The organism is Bartonella sp. AA56HLJMS, from assembly GCF_042197145.1.
Classification (GTDB): Bacteria; Pseudomonadota; Alphaproteobacteria; order Rhizobiales; family Rhizobiaceae; genus Bartonella.
Window position 1 is genome coordinate 43,617 of sequence record NZ_JBHIRL010000005.1, and the last position, 18,808, is coordinate 62,424.

Annotated in this window: 15 protein-coding genes; 5 read left to right on the top strand and 10 right to left on the bottom strand. The window is 37.0% G+C overall.

Annotated elements, in window-relative coordinates; all coding sequences use genetic code 11:
• Positions 1-173: 173 nt before the first annotated feature.
• The gene (locus tag ACFINI_RS04000; protein WP_375629546.1) at positions 174-1,022 is read right to left on the bottom strand and encodes a S49 family peptidase; all 849 of its coding nucleotides are present in this window, start codon (positions 1,020-1,022) and stop codon (positions 174-176) included.
• A gap of 191 nt (positions 1,023-1,213) precedes the next feature.
• Complete coding sequence (locus ACFINI_RS04005) at positions 1,214-2,002, bottom strand: tRNA1(Val) (adenine(37)-N6)-methyltransferase (RefSeq protein WP_375646072.1); 789 nt, start codon at positions 2,000-2,002, stop codon at positions 1,214-1,216.
• A 179-nt stretch (positions 2,003-2,181) separates the two neighbouring features.
• On the opposite strand from ACFINI_RS04005, the gene ACFINI_RS04010 reads away from it, so the two are divergent.
• The 4 genes from ACFINI_RS04010 to glyS all read left to right on the top strand — a co-directional run bounded on the left by ACFINI_RS04010 (position 2,182) and on the right by glyS (position 8,304).
• The gene (locus ACFINI_RS04010) at positions 2,182-3,258 is read left to right on the top strand and encodes a polyprenyl synthetase family protein (RefSeq protein WP_375606428.1); all 1,077 of its coding nucleotides are present in this window, start codon (positions 2,182-2,184) and stop codon (positions 3,256-3,258) included.
• A gap of 95 nt (positions 3,259-3,353) precedes the next feature.
• The gene (locus tag ACFINI_RS04015; protein ID WP_375612092.1) at positions 3,354-5,048 is read left to right on the top strand and encodes a tetratricopeptide repeat protein; all 1,695 of its coding nucleotides are present in this window, start codon (positions 3,354-3,356) and stop codon (positions 5,046-5,048) included.
• A 92-nt stretch (positions 5,049-5,140) separates the two neighbouring features.
• Positions 5,141-6,082: a glycine--tRNA ligase subunit alpha gene (locus ACFINI_RS04020; protein WP_375646078.1), complete on the top strand. Its 942-nt coding sequence runs from the start codon at positions 5,141-5,143 to the stop codon at positions 6,080-6,082.
• A complete protein-coding gene (gene glyS, locus ACFINI_RS04025) occupies positions 6,082-8,304 on the top strand; it encodes a glycine--tRNA ligase subunit beta (RefSeq protein WP_375646085.1) in 2,223 nt (740 codons plus the stop codon). Before ACFINI_RS04020 ends, glyS begins: the two co-directional genes overlap by 1 nt.
• A gap of 124 nt (positions 8,305-8,428) precedes the next feature.
• On the opposite strand, the gene ACFINI_RS04030 is transcribed toward glyS, so the two are convergent.
• The 8 genes from ACFINI_RS04030 to ACFINI_RS04065 form a co-directional block, all read right to left on the bottom strand.
• Entirely contained in the window at positions 8,429-8,923 is a 495-nt protein-coding gene (locus ACFINI_RS04030; protein ID WP_375612090.1) for a F0F1 ATP synthase subunit B, read from the bottom strand.
• A gap of 11 nt (positions 8,924-8,934) precedes the next feature.
• Positions 8,935-9,501 carry a F0F1 ATP synthase subunit B gene (locus ACFINI_RS04035; RefSeq protein WP_375646092.1) on the bottom strand — a complete coding sequence of 189 codons (567 nt, stop codon included), beginning with the start codon at positions 9,499-9,501 and terminating at the stop codon, positions 8,935-8,937.
• A 142-nt stretch (positions 9,502-9,643) separates the two neighbouring features.
• Positions 9,644-9,874, bottom strand: coding sequence for a F0F1 ATP synthase subunit C (locus ACFINI_RS04040; protein WP_005773968.1), 231 nt, complete (start codon positions 9,872-9,874; stop codon positions 9,644-9,646).
• Between the two features lie 54 nt (positions 9,875-9,928).
• A complete protein-coding gene (locus ACFINI_RS04045; protein ID WP_375606478.1) occupies positions 9,929-10,687 on the bottom strand; it encodes a F0F1 ATP synthase subunit A in 759 nt (252 codons plus the stop codon).
• 7 nt (positions 10,688-10,694) lie between these two features.
• The gene (locus ACFINI_RS04050; protein WP_375612110.1) at positions 10,695-11,129 is read right to left on the bottom strand and encodes an AtpZ/AtpI family protein; all 435 of its coding nucleotides are present in this window, start codon (positions 11,127-11,129) and stop codon (positions 10,695-10,697) included.
• Between the two features lie 1,031 nt (positions 11,130-12,160).
• On the bottom strand, positions 12,161-13,585 hold the full coding sequence (gene der / locus ACFINI_RS04055; protein ID WP_375612088.1) for a ribosome biogenesis GTPase Der: 1,425 nt from the start codon (positions 13,583-13,585) through the stop codon (positions 12,161-12,163).
• Positions 13,586-13,589: 4 nt separating this feature from the next.
• The gene (locus ACFINI_RS04060) at positions 13,590-14,261 is read right to left on the bottom strand and encodes a tetratricopeptide repeat protein (protein ID WP_375631557.1); all 672 of its coding nucleotides are present in this window, start codon (positions 14,259-14,261) and stop codon (positions 13,590-13,592) included.
• A gap of 574 nt (positions 14,262-14,835) precedes the next feature.
• Entirely contained in the window at positions 14,836-16,608 is a 1,773-nt protein-coding gene (locus ACFINI_RS04065) for an SLC13 family permease (protein ID WP_375621096.1), read from the bottom strand.
• Positions 16,609-16,962: 354 nt separating this feature from the next.
• Here ACFINI_RS04065 and ACFINI_RS04070 point away from each other — a divergent pair, with 354 nt between their 5' ends.
• Positions 16,963-18,669 (top strand): hypothetical protein, encoded by a 1,707-nt coding sequence (locus tag ACFINI_RS04070; RefSeq protein WP_375612085.1) that lies wholly within the window; start codon positions 16,963-16,965, stop codon positions 18,667-18,669.
• The last annotated feature ends 139 nt before the right edge of the window (positions 18,670-18,808 follow it).

The following is an 18,808-nucleotide window of genomic DNA, read 5'->3' on the forward strand; positions in this document are numbered from 1 at the left end:
CACGAGCCCTATAAACAGCTTGGAATATTCTTAATCGTTTTCTAAAAAAACAATAAATATAAAGAGTTCTCATACAAAATAAACGACATGTTCTCATTCGTATCATTGTAAGCCTTTTTCCTTCTAGCATCTGTTTTTAGATAAAATCTCTCTGGCTTGAATGATCCTTTCCATCACAAACCATAACGCTGCCAAAGCGCTCGCTCTTCTGCTGCCATCAATGCACTATCAACGACTGTATAAACCGTATGTGCCGTCACTCCTGAAGGCGTTTTAGGTCCTAAAAAACTTTTTGGAGGCATAATAAGTCGAAGTTTTGCATCATTACCAAAGCGCTCCTTAATAACAGAACGTACATCATTCAATCCATCAACCAGACCAAGCTCAACGCTTTGTTTTCCACTCCAAAACATTCCTGTAAAGAGATTCGAATCATCTGATAATTTTTCAGCACGCCGTTCTTTAACCAAATCGATAAAAGTTTGATGCACTTCAAGTTGGAGAGATTTCAAATGCTCAATATCCGCCTTTTTTTCTGGCTGAAATGGATCTAATGTAACTTTGTTCTTTCCTGCTGTGTAGACACGCCGTTCGATACCAATTTTCTTCAAAAGTTCCGGAAAACCAAAGGAAGCTGAAACCACTCCAATGGAACCAACAATTGAAGAAGGATCTGCAAAAATTTCATCCCCTGCACAAGCAATCATATAACCACCAGATGCTGCAATATCTTCAATAAACACAAGAACCTTTTTATTTTTTTCTTCTGCCAAGTCACGAATGCGCTTAAAGATAAAACGCGATTGTACAGGCGAACCACCAGGAGAATTAATAATAAGTGCAACAACCGGTGACTTTTTGTGTGCGAAAGCCTTCTCTAAAAGATTTGCACACCTACTGAGGGAAAGGGTACGAGATATAGATGCTGATGAATCCATAATTGCTCCTTGAAGGCGCACCACAGGAATTTCAAGTTTATCGGAAGAAAAACGGCGTGGAATAAAACTTTTAATAAAATCCATCAAAACAAAATCTCCTTATAAATTAAGAACAATTAAATAGGCAAGGACAACAAAAAGGAAGAACGCGATACCATCCAAAAGCGCCAATCAATCCCCACATTACAACCAGAAATATAATTTCATCCAAAGTCAAACCTCCCTAACAACAAAGTGTAGACTTTAAATAATAAACTAAAAAACACAAGATACTATTAGAAAAGTTCCCACAAGCTTATATATCCATTATTAATTGCATCAACTCGGGGTGAAAAAGTATGGTCATTACCTTCATGTATAACCAATGCCGGTAAAATAGATAAAGCTGCTCTGCTTCCTCGTTTTGCGTAAAATAAAAGACGAATTGCTGCTGTCTTTGCACGTGCATGCACAGGAACGATGCAAATACCACCAAAGCGCCCTTCTAAAGCACGCAAAATATCTACTAGTGATTGTGGTCGTGCAATGAGCCCTAAGTATCCACCTGGCTTGACAATCGCTGCTGCACTCCGCAACCAATTATCAAACATCGCTTCAGGCATAACGTGTGCTTCAGATTTTTGTTGATCAGGTGTCTTGCGATCAGTAGGATTATTAAAAGGTGGATTCATAATCGCAAAATCAAAGCTATTATCTATCAAACCTGCTTTTATACGTTCATTCCCCTTGAAAGTAACATCTGCTTCTAGCAAACAAATGCGGCCAGCAAATTGTTTGTTTTGTTTTAGCATAAGCGTTTTTTGAGCATAAGATATCATAAAAGCCGAACGTTCAACTAAGGTAACATGAACTTTCAGACAACGCGAAGCAACAGCTAACCCTGCAGCTCCAGCACCAGCACCTAAATCAACAACCTTGCCCTTTAAATCACTTGGAACCAAACTAGCTAATAACATCGCATCCATTCCAGAACGATGACCATATTTATGGGGTTGAACCAAATAAAATTTCCCGCGGTGAAAACTGTCAATTGTTTCACCACTCTGATTCGCTGCTTTATCCATTTAAAAGCCTAATGCTCACCTTTATAAACTGCATTTTTGCCATTCAGCTGCTATTTTAAATTTTTTATTATTTTATAACAATAAGATTACACTCGCTAAAGAACATTTCTTGCCAATAACATTCCAAGCTAACACTTTTAAACGACATCAAAAGCTTGAGTCAAAACCAAACCCCCTTTATGCTAATGAATAAAGTAAATTTTATATATGTCCATTGCAATACTCTAGGAGTAAACACATTGAGTGCAGCTATCAAACCAAAACAAATAAGAAATAATCAAATTTCTCTTCAATCTCTTGTCAATCTTACTCAAAAAGATATGGATTGCGTAAATCAATTTATTCTCTCTATGGCAAAATCAGAGGTTGAGATGATCCCTGAAATTTCTAACCATCTTATTTCATCAGGTGGAAAGCGATTACGCCCAATGATTACGCTCGCTTCTGCTCATATGTTCGGTTATCAAAGTGACGGGCATATAAAACTCGCAACAGCTGTTGAATTTATGCATACAGCAACATTACTACACGATGATGTGATTGATGAAAGTAATTTACGACGTGGAAAATCTACAGCACGTATGATTTGGGGGAATCAAGCAAGTGTACTTGTTGGTGATTTCCTATTGGGGCAGGCCTTTAAAATGATGGTCGATGTCGGTTCCATAGAAGCGCTCTCTGTCCTAGCCAACGCTGCTGCAATTATTGCTGAAGGAGAAGTTATGCAACTTTCTGCCGCAAAAAATATAAAAACCAGCCCTTCAGAATATCTCAAAATCATCGATGCAAAAACAGCAGCACTTTTTTCAGCAGCCGCTGAAGTAGGACCCATTATTGCTGGCTATGGAAATAAAGAGCGTTCTTCATTACGTGAATATGGAACATCCTTAGGTTTAGCTTTCCAATTAATTGATGATGCACTTGACTATAGCGGTAGTGCTCAAAACTTAGGAAAAAATATAGGGGATGATTTTAGAGAAGGAAAAATCACAATGCCTGTTATTCTCGCCTATGAGCGTGGGAATATGCTAGAAAAAGATTTCTGGAAAAAGGCACTTGAAGATGGCAATAATAATGATGAATCCTTCGCACACGCACAACACTTAATGGAAAAGTATGATAGTATCACAGATACAATAGAACAAGCACGCATCTATGGAAAATATGCAATTGATGCTCTTGTTCCCATGAATGAAAATCTTGCTTATAATGCTCTCGTTGAGACTGTTGAATTTTGTATTGCGCGCGTAAACTGAATTCTTTGCAAGAATCGCAGTATTTCTCAACAAAGTAATGAGATATGATCTATAAACAACACCATCAATTGATTATCTTGAAAAGGATTAGCTCCATGTGCTCTGCAACGGTATCTCGACTTTTTGCCCTCTTTATCGTGGGTATCATGCTGATGCCATCCCTCACCTACAGTAAAATAAGTGCAGCAACTCATACAAGCTCATTTACAGGTGCTTATTTAGCTGGAAGGGTTGCAAATCATGAAAATAAAACAGAACTTGCTATCAATTATTTTAAACAAGCACTGGTTTATCAACCTGATAACATTGAAACACAAAAAGAGCTCCTTGAAGCTATGCTCTCGGTCGGAAACTTTAAAGAAGCTGTCCAACAAGCCCAAAAACTCAAAGAGAACGATGTTATAACTCCCTTTGTTTCCTTAACTTTGTCAGTAGAAAGTCTCATCAAAAAAGATTATAAGAATGCCAAAGCTCTTCTGAAATTAAAGGAACTTCCTACGTCCAATAATCCAATACCTGAACTCATCGGCGCTTGGATTACATTTGGATCTGGACAAAAATCTCAGGCAATCGATGATCTTAAGAAACTCAAAGGTCCTGTCTGGTATGATCTTTTTATATCTTATCATCTAGCACTTATGAGCGACCTTGCAGAACGGCCAAAGGATGCAAAAAAATATTTCATTAAAGCACTGAGTAACAAACAAGGAACTCTTATCGCTCCTAATACTTATGAGCGTATTATCATAGCCTATGCCTCATTCCAATTGCGCCATAATATGCGCAACCAAGCTCTTCAAACAATCCAGCATGGCGAACAAATGTTGTCAGGTCGAGAAGTCCTTAAAAACTTTCAAGAAAAAATTGAAAAAAATTCTTTCTTAGAGAGAGTTATTAAAACACCTCAACAAGGAGCAGCCGAGGTATTATATAATTTTGGAACAGCCCTCAACTACAAAAACTCAGGGCGAATTGCACGTATTTTTAAGCAATTATCTTTCGCCTTATACCCTCAAAATGACGCAACACTGTTTCAGCTCGCACACATTTCTGCTAAATTGAACGATCCACATCAAGCAATTAAACTTTATCGCGCTTTATCCCCTAAATCTCCTTATTATAAAGATGGACAACTTCATCTTGCATTCCTTCTTGCCAATAACAACAATTACAAAGAAGCAATAAAATTACTCACATTGTTAAATAAAAAATTTCCCAATGATCGTAATATTTTGATAACGCTCGTTGCTTTTTATATGCAGGACAATAAATTTCTTGAGGCCATTAAAACTCTAGACTACGCTATTACAAAGATAAAAAACTTTCAGCAGGACGATTGGAAACTCTTTTATCAGCGTGGTATTGCTTTTGAACGTTTAAAGCAATGGCCAAAAGCAGAACTTGATTTGCGAAAATCACTTGAATTTTTCCCAAATCAACCGCAGGTTCTTAATTATTTAGCCTATTCCCTTGTGGAACGTGGTGAGAAGCTTGAAGAATCGCTCCGTATGCTACAAAAAGCCTCTGCTTTACAAGCTCACAACAGTCATATTCTCGATTCTTTAGGGTGGGCTTATTATAAACTAAAAGAATATAATAAAGCAGTGCAAATATTAGAAAATGCTGTCAGATTACAACCTGAAGACCCAACACTGAATGATCATTTAGGGGATGCCTATTGGAAAGTTGGACGTAAACGTGAAGCAATCTTTCAATGGAACCACGCAATTGACGGAAAACCAGAAAATTCTGAACAAATTCAAGAAAAGTTGAAATTTGGTTTGCAATAAACGATGCTTAACCATAAACCACATGAAATAATAAATAGAGAAACTAAAATTACTTTGTTTTTTTGTTTAGTCCAATATAAAGAGTATAAAGCGTGAAACTGCCTGAACATCTTAACCCCAAACGTTCTTTTCAGGGACTAATCTTAACTTTGCAAAATTATTGGGCACACTATGGATGTGCAATTTTGCAACCTTACGATATGGAAGTCGGAGCTGGGACTTTTCATCCAGCAACAACATTACGCTCTCTAGGGCCACGCCCTTGGAAAGTTGCTTATGTCCAACCCTCTCGACGTCCAACAGATGGCCGATATGGTAAGAATCCAAATCGTTTACAACACTATTATCAATTCCAAGTGCTTCTCAAACCCTCTCCGCTCAATCTACAAGAACTTTATATAAAGTCGCTACAAGCTATCGGGCTTGATACAAAACTGCATGATATTCGCTTTGTTGAAGATGATTGGGAAAGTCCCACTCTTGGTGCTTGGGGGCTTGGATGGGAATGTTGGTGCGATGGAATGGAAGTCTCTCAATTTACTTATTTTCAACAAGTGTGCGGCATTGAATGCGCTCCTGTTTCAGGGGAACTCACATACGGTCTTGAGCGTCTAGCGATGTATATCCAAGGGGTTGATAACGTCTATGACCTTAACTTTAATGGTTTGGAGGGAGAAAACAAAATAAGTTATAGAGATATTTTTTTACAGACAGAACAGGAATACTCATATTACAACTTCGAATTTGCTGATACAAAACTGCTCCATCAGCACTTTATCGATGCAGAACGCGAATGCAGCGCACTTCTTGATGCTGGAAAACCAAATAAAGAAAATGTATTCCATCGCTGTGTTTTTCCTGCCTATGATCAATGTATTAAAGCGAGCCATATCTTTAATCTTTTGCAAGCACGTGGCGTTATTTCTGTAACCGAACGACAAAATTACATTCTTCGCGTTCGTAATCTCGCGCGCCGTTGTGGGGAAGCCTTCTTACTCACAGAAGCTGGACAAATATATACTGGAGAGGCCTAATGTCTGATCTTCTTCTTGAACTTTTCAGTGAAGAAATACCCGCACGTATGCAACGAAAAGCTGCTGCTGATCTTAAGAAATCTGTTACAGATCAACTTGTGAATGCTGGATTGATCTATGAAGCTGCTCGTGAATATTGGACATCTCGTCGGCTAACATTGGACATACGCGGACTTTCCACACGCTCCAAAGATGTCCATGAAGAACGCAAAGGTCCCAGTATAAAATCACCACAGCATGTAATTGATGGTTTTCTACGTGCAACAGGATTAAATGATGTTTCTGAAGCGCATATTGGACATGATGATAAAAAAGGTCATTTTTATATTGCTAAAATTGTTAAAAAAGGTCGAGCTGCAGAAGAAATTATTGCCGATATTTTACCGGATATTATCCGCAACTTTCCATGGCCTAAATCTATGCGTTGGGGAAAAGATTCAGCACAAAGTGGTACTTTGAAGTGGATTAGACCTTTACAAAACATTCTTTGCATCTTCGGACCAGAAATTGGTGAAACACATGTTATTCCGTTTACAATTGGTTCTCTTAAAAGCAATAATTTAACTTATGGTCATCGTTTCTTAAGTGATGGAGAGCCATTTCAAGTGCGCCGCTTTGATGACTATGTTACTCAACTTGAAACCCATAAAGTCATTCTGGATGCAGAAAGACGAAAGAATATTATTTTAGCTGATGCTCAAAATCTTTGCTTTGCAAACGGTTTAGAACTGGTTCAAGATAATGCCCTCCTAGAAGAAGTTTCTGGTCTTGTTGAATGGCCTGTTATCCTTATGGGTGATTTTGACAAATCATTCCTTGATATTCCTCCAGAAATTATTCGCTTGACCATTCGAGCCAATCAAAAATGTTTTGTCACCCGCAAACAAGGAGAAAAAGTAAAACTTTCTCATCATTTTATTCTCGTTTCTAATATTCTTGCAAATGATGAAGGCAAAGAAATTTCGAAAGGAAATAGTAAGGTTGTCCGTGCCCGTCTTTCTGATGCACTTCATTTTTGGCAAACCGATCAGCGTGATTTGCCTGATCTTCAACAATTGGAATCTTCTATAAAAAAATTTCAACTTGATATAAAAAAACCTCTCGATCAAAGAATGGCGCGACTTGATCATTTGAATGTAACTTTTCATGCTAAATTAGGTACACAAGGAGCAAGGGTAGAACGCATTGCTGCACTCGCACAAGAAATTGCCCCTTTGATACAAACAGATCCTCTTTTAGCAAAACGTGCAGCCATCCTTGCAAAAGCTGATTTGCAAACAGAAATTGTCGGAGAATTTCCTGAACTACAAGGTGTTATGGGGCAAAAATACGCCCTTCTTCAAGGGGAAGATCCTCGCGTAGCTGTAGCAATCGAAGACCATTATAGACCTCAAGGACCAATAGATCGTCTTCCAAAAGAACCACTTGCTATAACCGTTATGCTCTCCGACAAAATTGACATGCTCGTTGGCTTTTGGCTCATTAATGAAAAACCAACGGGCTCAAAAGATCCCTATGCGTTAAGACGAGCAGCATTGGGAATTATTAGGCTTGTACTTTCGCGAGATTGGAAAATCAATCTTATGCCGCTGTTCCAGTTAGCAACGAATCTTTTCTTACAACAAAAAAATAAATATGAAATCTCTCAAAGAGAAAATTCACAATTGCAGAATCTGCTTCCAGAAAAAACAGAATATATTTTATCAGATCTGTTATTCTTTTTTCATGACCGTCTGAAAATCTATCTAAAAGAGGAAGGCGCTCGTTACGATGCCCTTGAAGCCGTTTTAAATAAAGATTCTGATGATTTTTTATTGGTTGCACGTCGTGTCGAATCGCTTATCGCTTTTATCAATACCCATGATGGAATGAACTTTGTAGCCTCTGTAAAACGTACTGCCAATATTCTTGAAAATGAATTTCAAAAAAGCACAACAATAGCGAATGAAATTAATCCTGAGCTCTTTGTCGAGAAAGAAGAAAAGCAGCTCTATCATGCAATCTGTGAAGTAGAAAGAAAGGTTCTTGCTCCCATCAATGCAACAAATTTATCATTTGCACTCAGTGTGCTAGCGCCACTTGGAAAATTGATTGATATATTTTTTGAAAAAGTATTGGTGAATGATAAAAAAACTAATGTTCGTGCTAACCGTCTTGCTCTTCTCAAACGCACTCACATTGTTACACAATCGGTTGCAGACTTCTCAAAACTTGTCATTTAAAATCAAAATACCCTATTAACTGATAAAAACAATGAAGATAATTTTTTCTTTTTTATGACTTTTATTAATTAATATTGAGAAAATTATGCAACCAAAGAGACTGTTCTTTATCTCTCAAATATCATTAATTAAGATATGTTTTCATTTTGATAAATGATTCTTTCTCAAGAGACTCTTTGATAAGTTCATCTGCCTTGTTAGAATCTATTTCCCTTGCAATAAGGGTACGTGCTGTAGAAATTGCCAAATCAATCGCTGATGAAGAAACCATGCGTATTGCATCCGCTTCTGCTTGGGCAATTTTTTGTTCTGCCAATTTATTGCGGTTTTTTACATATTCTTCTGCCTTTGCACGGGCCTCAGCAATAACAGATTCAACTTCATGCTTTGCTGCTGCAATAATTTCTTGCGCATCTTTTTCTGCTTCTGCATGTTTGCGTTGATATTCAGCCAATATTTCTTGTGCTTCTTCACGAAGACGCAGAGCCTCATCCAGTTCATCTTTGATACGTTTCGCACGCGCATCAAGATGGTGTATAACCCTCTGTGGAATTTGGAAATAGACTAAAAGAGCCAAAAAAAGAACTAACCCAACAAATGCCCAAAAAGTATCAGTCATCTTTGTCTTCCTCAATAATCCGCAGTTTTAACAACTGAACGAACAGCCTCTTTGCTGATATCAACGTCAATCAATTTTTTCACAATTTCAAGAGCTACTTCTTCAGCGATAGAACCAACATTTTGCATCGCTTTATCCCGAATTTTTGTTATCTGTTTTTCAGCATCTGCGAGTTTTTTCTCTAGACTCTCTTCAATTTCTTTCCGTTTAAGCTCTGCCTTTTCTTTTAATTCTTCACTAGCTACCTGCGCTATAGCCTGCGCGTTCAAACGCGCTTCTGCTAATTTCCGCTCATAAGTTTCAACAACAATGTCTGCTTCTTGCTTCATGCGCATTGCCTGATCTAAATCAGATGCGATTCGATCTCGCCGTGTTTCAATAACACCGCCAATACGTGGTACAATTACACGGGAGATAAAAAGATAAAAAAGTCCGAAAGAAATTGCCAACCAGAAAAAATGCGAACCAAAATGCACAAAATCAAAAGGCGGAAACACACGATTTGCATGCTCTGCCACCTTTTTAATATGTTCTATCGACGTTTCAGTGTTCTGTGCATAAGCGCTTGAAACAAACATCTTCTTTCATCCTTTAAATAGCTTATTAAAGCACTCTATAACCGATGACAACTGACAAACACCTTTCTGGCATCTCTCTTGTTAAGAGCTAAAAGGGTAAATCTTTCCTCATGCAAGAACAGACATACCCTTTTGATGATGATTAAACCCCAAAAAGAAGTAATAAAGCAATGAGCAATGAAAAAATTCCCAAAGCTTCTGTTACAGCAAAACCAAAGACGAGACGTCCAAACTGACTATCTGCTGCTGATGGATTTCGTAATGCACCAGAAAGATAGCTACCAAAAATATTACCAAGTCCTAAAGCTGTTCCAGCCATACCAAAGCAAGCAAGACCAGCGCCAATATATTTTGCTGCAAGCACCATTTCCATGTTATTCTCCTTTAAAGCGAAATTGCATTATTCGACGGAAAACCGCCAGTTCTATTAATGTCCTGGATGAATTGCATCATTAAGATACATACAAGTTAAAACCGTAAAGACGTAAGCCTGAAGAAATGCGACCAAAAACTCAAGAGCAGTAATTGCTACAGTCATAATAAGCGGTAAAATCGAACCACCCACACCTACGAGTCCTACCCCAATCATTGAAACAACAAATCCAGAAAACACTTTAAGCGTAATATGACCAGCAAGCATATTCGCAAAAAGACGAAGAGAAAGACTAATTGGACGGGAGAGAAAAGAAATAACCTCAATCATTGTCACCAGAGGTAAAACCACAACAGGAACTCCACTGGGAACGAACAGTTTCAAAAAACTGACCCCATGCTTATAAAAGCCATAACCAATCACCGTCAAAATTACCACCATTGCTAACGAAAACGTGATCATGATTTGAGACGTAACCGTATAAAAATAAGGAAAGAGACCAATAAAGTTAGCAACCAAAATAAAAGTAAACAGAGAAAAAACTAAAGGAAAAAACTGCATTCCCTGCACACCAGATGATTCCCGCAGAGTCGATGCTACAAATTCATATGCCATTTCCGAAAGAGACTGCATCCGTGTTGGAACCAATCCACGACTCGATGATGAAATAAAGAGAAAAATAGAAGTTACAACAACCGTGAGGACTGTAAACAATGATACATTTGTAAACGATAAATCCATATTTCCTATGGAAATCTTAATCAGCCTTAAAACCTCAAACTGATGAATAGGATCTGGAGCGTGCGCTGTCACTTCAACCTCATTTATCGGACCTCTCATTGGCCCCTTTATTTTGTTTATCTTGGCGCAATACGCCTTTTTTTCCTAATTGACTGGAGGAAACATACCCCACAGACCGAAGAATACTCAATACACCAGCAGCAAATCCAAAGAAGAGAAAAAATACCAATCCCCAAGGCCATGAACCTGCTAACTTATCAAACCCCAACCCCAAAACAATACCAACTATAATACTTGCCAGAAACTCACTGGAAAGCTTAATTGCACCTGCCATCCTTCCTTGTGATTTTTCCCGCTTATTCCTATGCTCCCGCTTCTTTAATGCTTGCTTGCGCACTAAAGCTACGCTTAAGTTCCTACTACGACATTCCAAATCCTCTGAATGAAGACACTCTCCTTGCTTTTCCTCTTCAGCCTCCTTACGGCTCATAACGGGTTTCTCGCCCATCGCCATCATTGGCTCCTTAATTAAAAAGCAACATAAGAATACATTTCATAAAACCGTGTGCATCATATTGTTCCCGAATTTATTCGTCAAGATACTAAAAGAAATCTATCACAAGTTATCATATAAATTTTATTGCAGAAATAACGTATTTTTCAATTTACATGCTTTCTTAAAAAGATATTCCAAGCACCTAAACCGATTTCACGACAGCACCCGTGAATGTATAACAAAAGTTCACGTGAATAATATAAAACTCATAGAACAACCATTTTTACGCTTAACAAAAGGTGTAAACTAATACCATCTTATTTTCCGACTCCCAATGTTATATCAGTCCTAGTTTTGAAAGAGAACATAGAAAGCTAAAAACAGTATGAGAGCGTTGGTTTTCTCCTTTTATTCGAATAAACTGGCACTTTTTATTTTATGAAAATGATAATAATCAATGGTTTCTGTATGATCCTATTCGCAAAGTATTTTACATCCGCCATTACAGACCACATCACGAAATGAGCTTGAGGGTATTAAGAGAAGGTCCTTTAAATACAAGATATTAATAAATCCAAAATTTCAAATAGATTAAGCCAATAAAACACAATAAAATTTAAATACGATTACCATACTACTTTATACAATTTTAATCCACTTTTATGAATTTCGCTCTTTACAATTGAATATCCGTAGATTCAGCAAATATTTTTGCTTTTTATTCAGACAAACTATCGTAAGCAAAAGCGCTTATTCATAAGCTTTATTTTTATGAAACGATAATCTAATGCTGCTTTTCAAACAAGCATCATAATTACATTCCCCTACCCTCATATTGCATCTATTCTTGCACTTTAATAACCCATTAAGAGGATTATGTACTCTTTCTTAAATACTCCCTATTAAACTCTTCTCATGAAATGATTATCAATAAAATTAAAACTTTAGCAAATAAAACTTTTTCTTTTATGAAAAGAAAGATCATTGAAAAAACTTATTTTTAAGATTCTTAAGTATAGATTTCATTCACTTAAAAAATTAAAGAGTTATCATTTCTTCTTAGAACGTGTCGCAAAAGGATTATCAGAGGCTCGTAATGATATGCGAATGGGTATACCAGACATATCAAATGTTTCACGTAACCCATTGACAAGATAACGCAAATACGACTGAGGCATACTTTTGGGGCGCGAGCAGGAAATCATAAATCCAGGAGGACGTGTCTTAACCTGTGTGATGTATTTAACCTTAAGTCGACGTCCAGAAACCGCAGGAGGTGGATGATGTGCCACAACAGTTCCAAGCCATTGGTTCAATTTAGCCGTCGAAATGCGACGATTCCATACACGGTGCATCATCATGACATTTTCCATCAGTTTATCAATCCCTTGACCATATTGTCCTGATAAAGGAACAGCTCTCAAACCACGAACTTGAGGAAGAAATCGCGCACATTTTTCATGCAAATCAATCAATGTGGTCTGACTGTTTTCAATAAGGTCCCACTTATTGAAAGCAATAACTGGAACACGCCCTTCACGAATCACAAGATCAGCAATTTGTAAATCCTGCTTTTCAAAAGGTATCGTTGCATCAAAAACAATGACCACCACTTCTGCAAAACGAATAGCACGCAAAGTATCTGCAACAGATAGTTTTTCTAATTTTTCTTGAATTCTCGACTTTCGACGTAAACCTGCAGTATCAAAAAGTTTAATATGACGACCACGCCATTCCCAATCTACAGAAATAGAATCACGCGTGAGTCCTGCTTCTGGTCCTGTTAACAATCGCTCTTGTTTCAACATACTATTGATAAGAGTGGATTTTCCTGTATTGGGACGCCCCGCAATTGCAATCCTAATGGGCTTACTTTCATCGTAAATAAGCTCCTCTTCTTCCAAATCCTTTACATCATCACCAACAGATGCAGGTTGTATCATTCTATCTTCTTCTTTGTTGTTGCCAAAAACATGCTCTGACCCAACAGCATCTATAATTGCATCACGCAGATCACTAAGTCCCAAACCATGTTCAGCCGATATTGGGCATGGCTCCCCCAAACCTAATGACCACGCCTCATACTCTCCTCCTGTTGCCGCTCTTGACTCAGACTTATTGGCAACAAGCACAATTGGCTTTCCTGATTTGCGAACCAATGAAGAAAAATTTAAATCACTTGGTGTTATTCCGCTCTTTGCATCAAATACAAATAAAATAAGATCCGCTTCATCAATTGCAACTTTTGTATGAGAACGCATACGCCCCTCAAGTGTATGATCACCTGCTTCTTCCAGCCCAGCCGTATCAATCACATCAAAACGTAGATCTTGAAGTTTTGCCGCATGAATACGCCGATCACGTGTTACACCAGGCTTATCATCAACCAAAGCCAATTTTTGCCCAACCAAACGATTAAATAGTGTTGACTTCCCAACATTGGGACGACCAACGATAGCAATGGTAAGGCTCATCGATTTATTCCTTATTTGCCTTGCCCTCAGCTTGTATAAGCTCAAGCATCATTCGAGCCCGATCTGTTATTTTTAAACCCAAAGAACCTTCTTCAGAAATTTTCTTAAAATAATAAACCGCCTCATCCATTTTATCCGCCTTATAAGCAGCTAAGCCTAAAGCTTCTCTTGCAGACATACGCATAGGATCGGTATCACTTGCCATATCTTTAATGCGCTTTTCAACATCAGCTAATGTCCCTGTATCAACCAGAATATAAGCCGCCCGAATTTTTGCAACTTTCTGCAAAATCTGCGGTGCTTTCTCATCCGCTGCAACAGAATCAAAGATCTCCACTGACTTAATAATATCACCTTTCTCCATGAGTAAAGAAGCCTCACGTAAACGAGCAAGAAAAGGATATCCCCCAAAATGAGAGGTTTTAACAGTTTCTAATTGCTTTATCGCTTTATCAAAATCACGTGTATCCGCAAGATCAAGACTCTTTACAAATGCATCACCAATATAACCAGCTTTCTTTATTTGTGTATGATGATAAACTTGATAAGCAACTATCATGAATATAAAAAGAATAGCTGCTCCAATGATTGAAAAACCATACCGTCTCCAAAAAGCAAGCGCCTTTTCCTGACGAAATTCTGCATTCACTTCAGCAATAAAACTATCATACGACATATATCATACCTTGAAAAAAGTTACTTCACCTGTGCTTTTACGCATAAATGGATAAAGATGGTAGCCCTAATTAACTAAAAATCTTTAAATTACTCGTTTATTTATTTTAAATCAACATGTAGCCAATTCAATCAGATTTTTGCAACAGTCTTAATCGAAAATGATGTAAGCACCCTGTTTGTTCACATTACAGCTTTTACATATTATGAAAAATTCACTGCCTTAATATTTATCATGATTGCCTATCATCTCAAGCGAACTTTCTCTCCATTATATAGAGGGATAATCTTTTAAAGTCTTCAACCGCAATCGTTGGTTGTATTGGATTATACAATTTATAATAGAAAAACCAATTCTTGAAAAAACTTGAATAAACAGTAAATTTCCATGAATATCTACTAAAACCAAATAGATAAATTTTTATCTGTATCCAAAATACCGAATCGCCATGATTACAGTGTGGTATAATTCCAAATCTTCAGTTAAAGCTCTTTATATAAAGTATATCCCTTCAACTTATCTTCATACGATTAACAACCTTTTATAATTGATCCTTAAAGTTTCTAAAAATATCCTATTGTAAGGGCCAAACCCACATAAGCATTGGAACAGCAATAATAACGATCAACACCGCCAATGGAGCACCCAAACGTGGATAATCACTAAAACGATATCCTCCTGGCGCCATCACGAGCATATTACTTTGATGTCCAATAGGTGTAAGAAACTCACAGCCCGCACCAATTGCAACAGCCATCAAAAAAGCTTCAGGCTTATAATGAAGGGAATGAGCAAAACTTGACGCAATTGGTGCTACCATCATCACTGTTGCTGCATTATTCAAAAATGGCGTGACCAACATAGCTGTCACCAACATAAGCGCTAAAGCACCGGATGGCGGGAAAAATATTGCCAATTGGCTCAGCCATTGACCAATGAGATCAGTACATCCTGTTTTCTCTAACGCTTCACTCACTGGAATAAGAGCCGCTAATAGCACTAATATTGGGCCATCTAATGCCTGATACAGATCACGCGCGGGCAAAACACGAAAGATCACCATTGCAGCAGCAGCAGAAAAGAAAGAAAAAGCAACTGGAACAATATGAAAAGCTGTAAAAATAATTGCTATAAATAAAACAGCTAAAGAGATGAAACCATGTCGTAAATTTCCAAACACAATATTTCGTTTTGCTAGGGGCAAGCATTTCAATTCTCTTAATAAATTTGGAATAACTGCATCCTGTCCTTGCAAAACAATCACATCTCCAAGATGGAAAATAATATCATCAAGTCTTCCCCGCACCCTTTCATGTTGACGACTTAACGCAAGCAAATTTACATTATAGCGATCAAATAAAGAAAACTCTTTCGCACTAATACCGATAAGAGGTGAATTATGGGTAATGACTGCTTCAATAATATCAATATCACTGTCCTTATCACCTGCAACAATAGTTCGCCCCTTAGAAAACTCTAAACGAGCAGAGTTCATCACGCTATCTAACCCTGTATGTGATCCTTCCAGCAAAATAATATCATTTTCAGACAAAACAAAATCTGGTAATGGTGAAATAGATACTTTGTTTCTGATGATTTGAATCACCATAACATCACCACTTGATGGCTTAACCAAATCAACAATATTTTTTCCCACAATCGGTGAATTTATTGGAATATGTACTTCTGCAACATAATTACGAATATCAATGGCATCATCAAACGATACACCTGAACGCACACGCACAGGCAAAAGCCAATAAAAAAGAACCAAATATACAACACCAGCCGTCGCAACAACCGCACCAACTGGTGTAAAATCAAACATAGTAAAAGGTGTTCCTGCTAAACGTTCTTGCATCGCTGAAATAACAACATTGGGAGATGTTCCTATCTGTGTCATAAGCCCCCCCAACAAAGAACCAAAGGCCATGGGCATCAAAAAGACAGAAGGAGAAACCTGAGAACGACGTGCAAACTGAAAAGCTATCGGAAGCATAATCGCCAAAGCACCAATGTTTTTAACAAACATTGATAATACGACAACAGAAAGAACCAAAAAAGCTAATTGAAGACGCACCGATTTCACGTCTGGCCATATCCGTTGGATAATAAATTCCATTATACCAGAGCGAGATACAGCAGTACTGACAACAAACACACTCCCCACGATAATAACGATATCATTACTAAAACCGCTAAAAGCTTCCTTCGGACTGACAAGACCAAGGGCACAAGCTATTAATAAAGTACAAATAGCAACAAGATCATAACGAAATCGATCCCAAATAAAAACAACCATCATGAGACCAATGATCGAAAAAGCCATTATTTGATTTTCTGTCATAACACTTACCTCTCCCCATTAAATTATAATGAACAAGAACATATTTTTTATGTTTTAAATATTCCTATAAACAGCAGCAAGATAAAAGCAGACATCGAAATATTTTAGGATAATTTTAAAGTGATAAAAAATTATGATGCGCATAAACTTGCCTCTCCTTATTATGCGTGCTTTTCTATAAAGTGCTGAACCCAAAGAAAATTGATAAAAGTTGATAAAGCTATATTGTAAAAAAGATGAGAATAACTCTAATATAGAGAGTAGATAATTGTTGAAACTGGTACACGCTATATTTAAACCTTTGTCGTTGCTTAAAAGAATTTATCTTCACTCTCAATTCAAAGAGTGGTAAAAATGAAAGAAGAAAGAATGGTCAATCTTAATAGTGGGTATCAAAGTAACCTCAGATATTGGCTCACTTGCATTATTGGATTTGTTGCTATCTTGGCAATTATAATTGTTGGTGGATTTTATATTGCAAAACCCTATCTTGACAGTTTTGTAAGAAAAGAAATAGCCCGTCATTCCATAAAAGCCAAAACATCTGAAGTAAGCATTCTAGGTAAAATCAATTTGAAGAATGTGACATTACCTGTTCCAGCTGGTACATCACTTAAAATTGGTGCCATTTCTGCCCGTCCTCCTCTTTCCTTTATTCCCGGAACTTTTACATTTTATAATGTTGATTTAAAGCATAATAATATTCATGTGCAAATTCCCCAAATTTCTCTTCGGAATGTATCCTTAAAAGAAAAGGATAGAACGATAACATCACGTCTTTTACAATCAATGATGCGTATTGAGCTTTCCTCAATTATTGCTCCCAATATACAACTTTCTATAGAAAATAAAAATAACCGAACAGAAACGGTTGAAATCAAGAATTTCCAGCTTTCTGATTTTAGAAATAACCATATCCATTCAGTTAGTATCAAAAATATGGATCTTAAAACGGTCGTAGCAAATGGTGCCAAACAGATGCAACTTATGGCTAAAAGTGATACAATAAAAGCCCATGATATCGATATCAACTATGCCTACTCTATCATTTTTGGAAAAAACAATGCTCTCAATCAAGGTAAAACCGTTACTGGCCCCATTTCTTTGAATAATATAAGTGTCGATATTTTTGAAGAGGCAGAAAAAAACAGCTCTTTCTTCCTTGGACAGTTTAAAACATCTGGTTTAAAGATGAAACCGCTTGAACAAACTCCTGAAAAATTAATCAAAGCTTATCTTAATGCAAGAAAAGAGAATAATAAAATCGCTGAAAAAGTAGCACAAAATGGTCTTCTTCTAAACATACTGCTCGCCATTACCTCAGCGGATGCCAAAGTTGATAATATCACTGTTGATATACCGCAGTTGAAAGCAACGCTCGAATCATTCCAATTCAAACCAAGTTTGTGGAAACAGCCTATCCCTAAAAAGCTTTTTCTTTCTCTCAATAACCTTTCCGTTTTACCTAAAAAAATGAATGAAAAAGACTTAAATTTGCTTAAAAAAATCAATCTTGAGCGCTTTAATGTTTCAGGAAAAATTGATATTTCTTACGATGAAAAAAAACGTATGCTCTTTCTTGATACAATGTCTTTCAATATGAAAAACGTTGGATCTGGGAACATATCTGCTAAGGTTATTGATGTTGATGAAAAGCTTTTTTCTGGTCAGAAAAATATAATGATTGCTGCGTCTCAAGACCTTGGCATCAATGAAATTAATATACAATATACGGATGCAGGTTTCATTGATAAGCTTTTTTCTTATCTTGCGCAAAACCTTAATGACAGCCAACATGATCTAAAAAAGGAACTTTATGACGATTTCTATCTAATGATGACGCAGACCCCAAAAATTCTGATAAAAAATCATGACGAAGCAGAAAAAATTTCAAAATCCTTAGGAGAATTTGCTAAAAATTCACAAACATTGATCGTTAAAATTAAAGCAAACGATAATAAAGGTCTCGCAATAGTTGATCTCGAATCTGCTCTACAAAATGATCTATCCAAGGCTTTAAGCAAAGTACATCTCACTATTAAAAATGAAACATCACCTTAAACATTTTGTGCTTTAAACATGATGATCTTACCTATAAATTAAGAACTTTATTCCTCTTTTTTCTTTTATATGATACAGAAGGTATCACACAGAGTCATTTATACAGAGAATATAGAATCTAAAATTGTCGATTCTTGGA

Bases quoted from the DNA above. Each gene is read 5' to 3' on its own strand.
- ACFINI_RS04000 (WP_375629546.1), bottom strand. From the start codon at position 1,022: ATGGATTTTATTAAAAGTTTTATTCCACGCCGTTTTTCTTCCGATAAA.
- ACFINI_RS04005 (WP_375646072.1), bottom strand. From the start codon at position 2,002: ATGGATAAAGCAGCGAATCAGAGTGGTGAAACAATTGACAGTTTTCAC.
- ACFINI_RS04010 (WP_375606428.1), top strand. From the start codon at position 2,182: ATGCTAATGAATAAAGTAAATTTTATATATGTCCATTGCAATACTCTA.
- ACFINI_RS04015 (WP_375612092.1), top strand. From the start codon at position 3,354: ATGTGCTCTGCAACGGTATCTCGACTTTTTGCCCTCTTTATCGTGGGT.
- glyS (WP_375646085.1), top strand. From the start codon at position 6,082: ATGTCTGATCTTCTTCTTGAACTTTTCAGTGAAGAAATACCCGCACGT.
- ACFINI_RS04030 (WP_375612090.1), bottom strand. From the start codon at position 8,923: ATGACTGATACTTTTTGGGCATTTGTTGGGTTAGTTCTTTTTTTGGCT.
- ACFINI_RS04035 (WP_375646092.1), bottom strand. From the start codon at position 9,501: ATGTTTGTTTCAAGCGCTTATGCACAGAACACTGAAACGTCGATAGAA.
- ACFINI_RS04040 (WP_005773968.1), bottom strand. From the start codon at position 9,874: ATGGAAATGGTGCTTGCAGCAAAATATATTGGCGCTGGTCTTGCTTGC.
- ACFINI_RS04050 (WP_375612110.1), bottom strand. From the start codon at position 11,129: ATGGCGATGGGCGAGAAACCCGTTATGAGCCGTAAGGAGGCTGAAGAG.
- der (WP_375612088.1), bottom strand. From the start codon at position 13,585: ATGAGCCTTACCATTGCTATCGTTGGTCGTCCCAATGTTGGGAAGTCA.
- ACFINI_RS04060 (WP_375631557.1), bottom strand. From the start codon at position 14,261: ATGTCGTATGATAGTTTTATTGCTGAAGTGAATGCAGAATTTCGTCAG.
- ACFINI_RS04065 (WP_375621096.1), bottom strand. From the start codon at position 16,608: ATGACAGAAAATCAAATAATGGCTTTTTCGATCATTGGTCTCATGATG.
- ACFINI_RS04070 (WP_375612085.1), top strand. From the start codon at position 16,963: ATGAAAGAAGAAAGAATGGTCAATCTTAATAGTGGGTATCAAAGTAAC.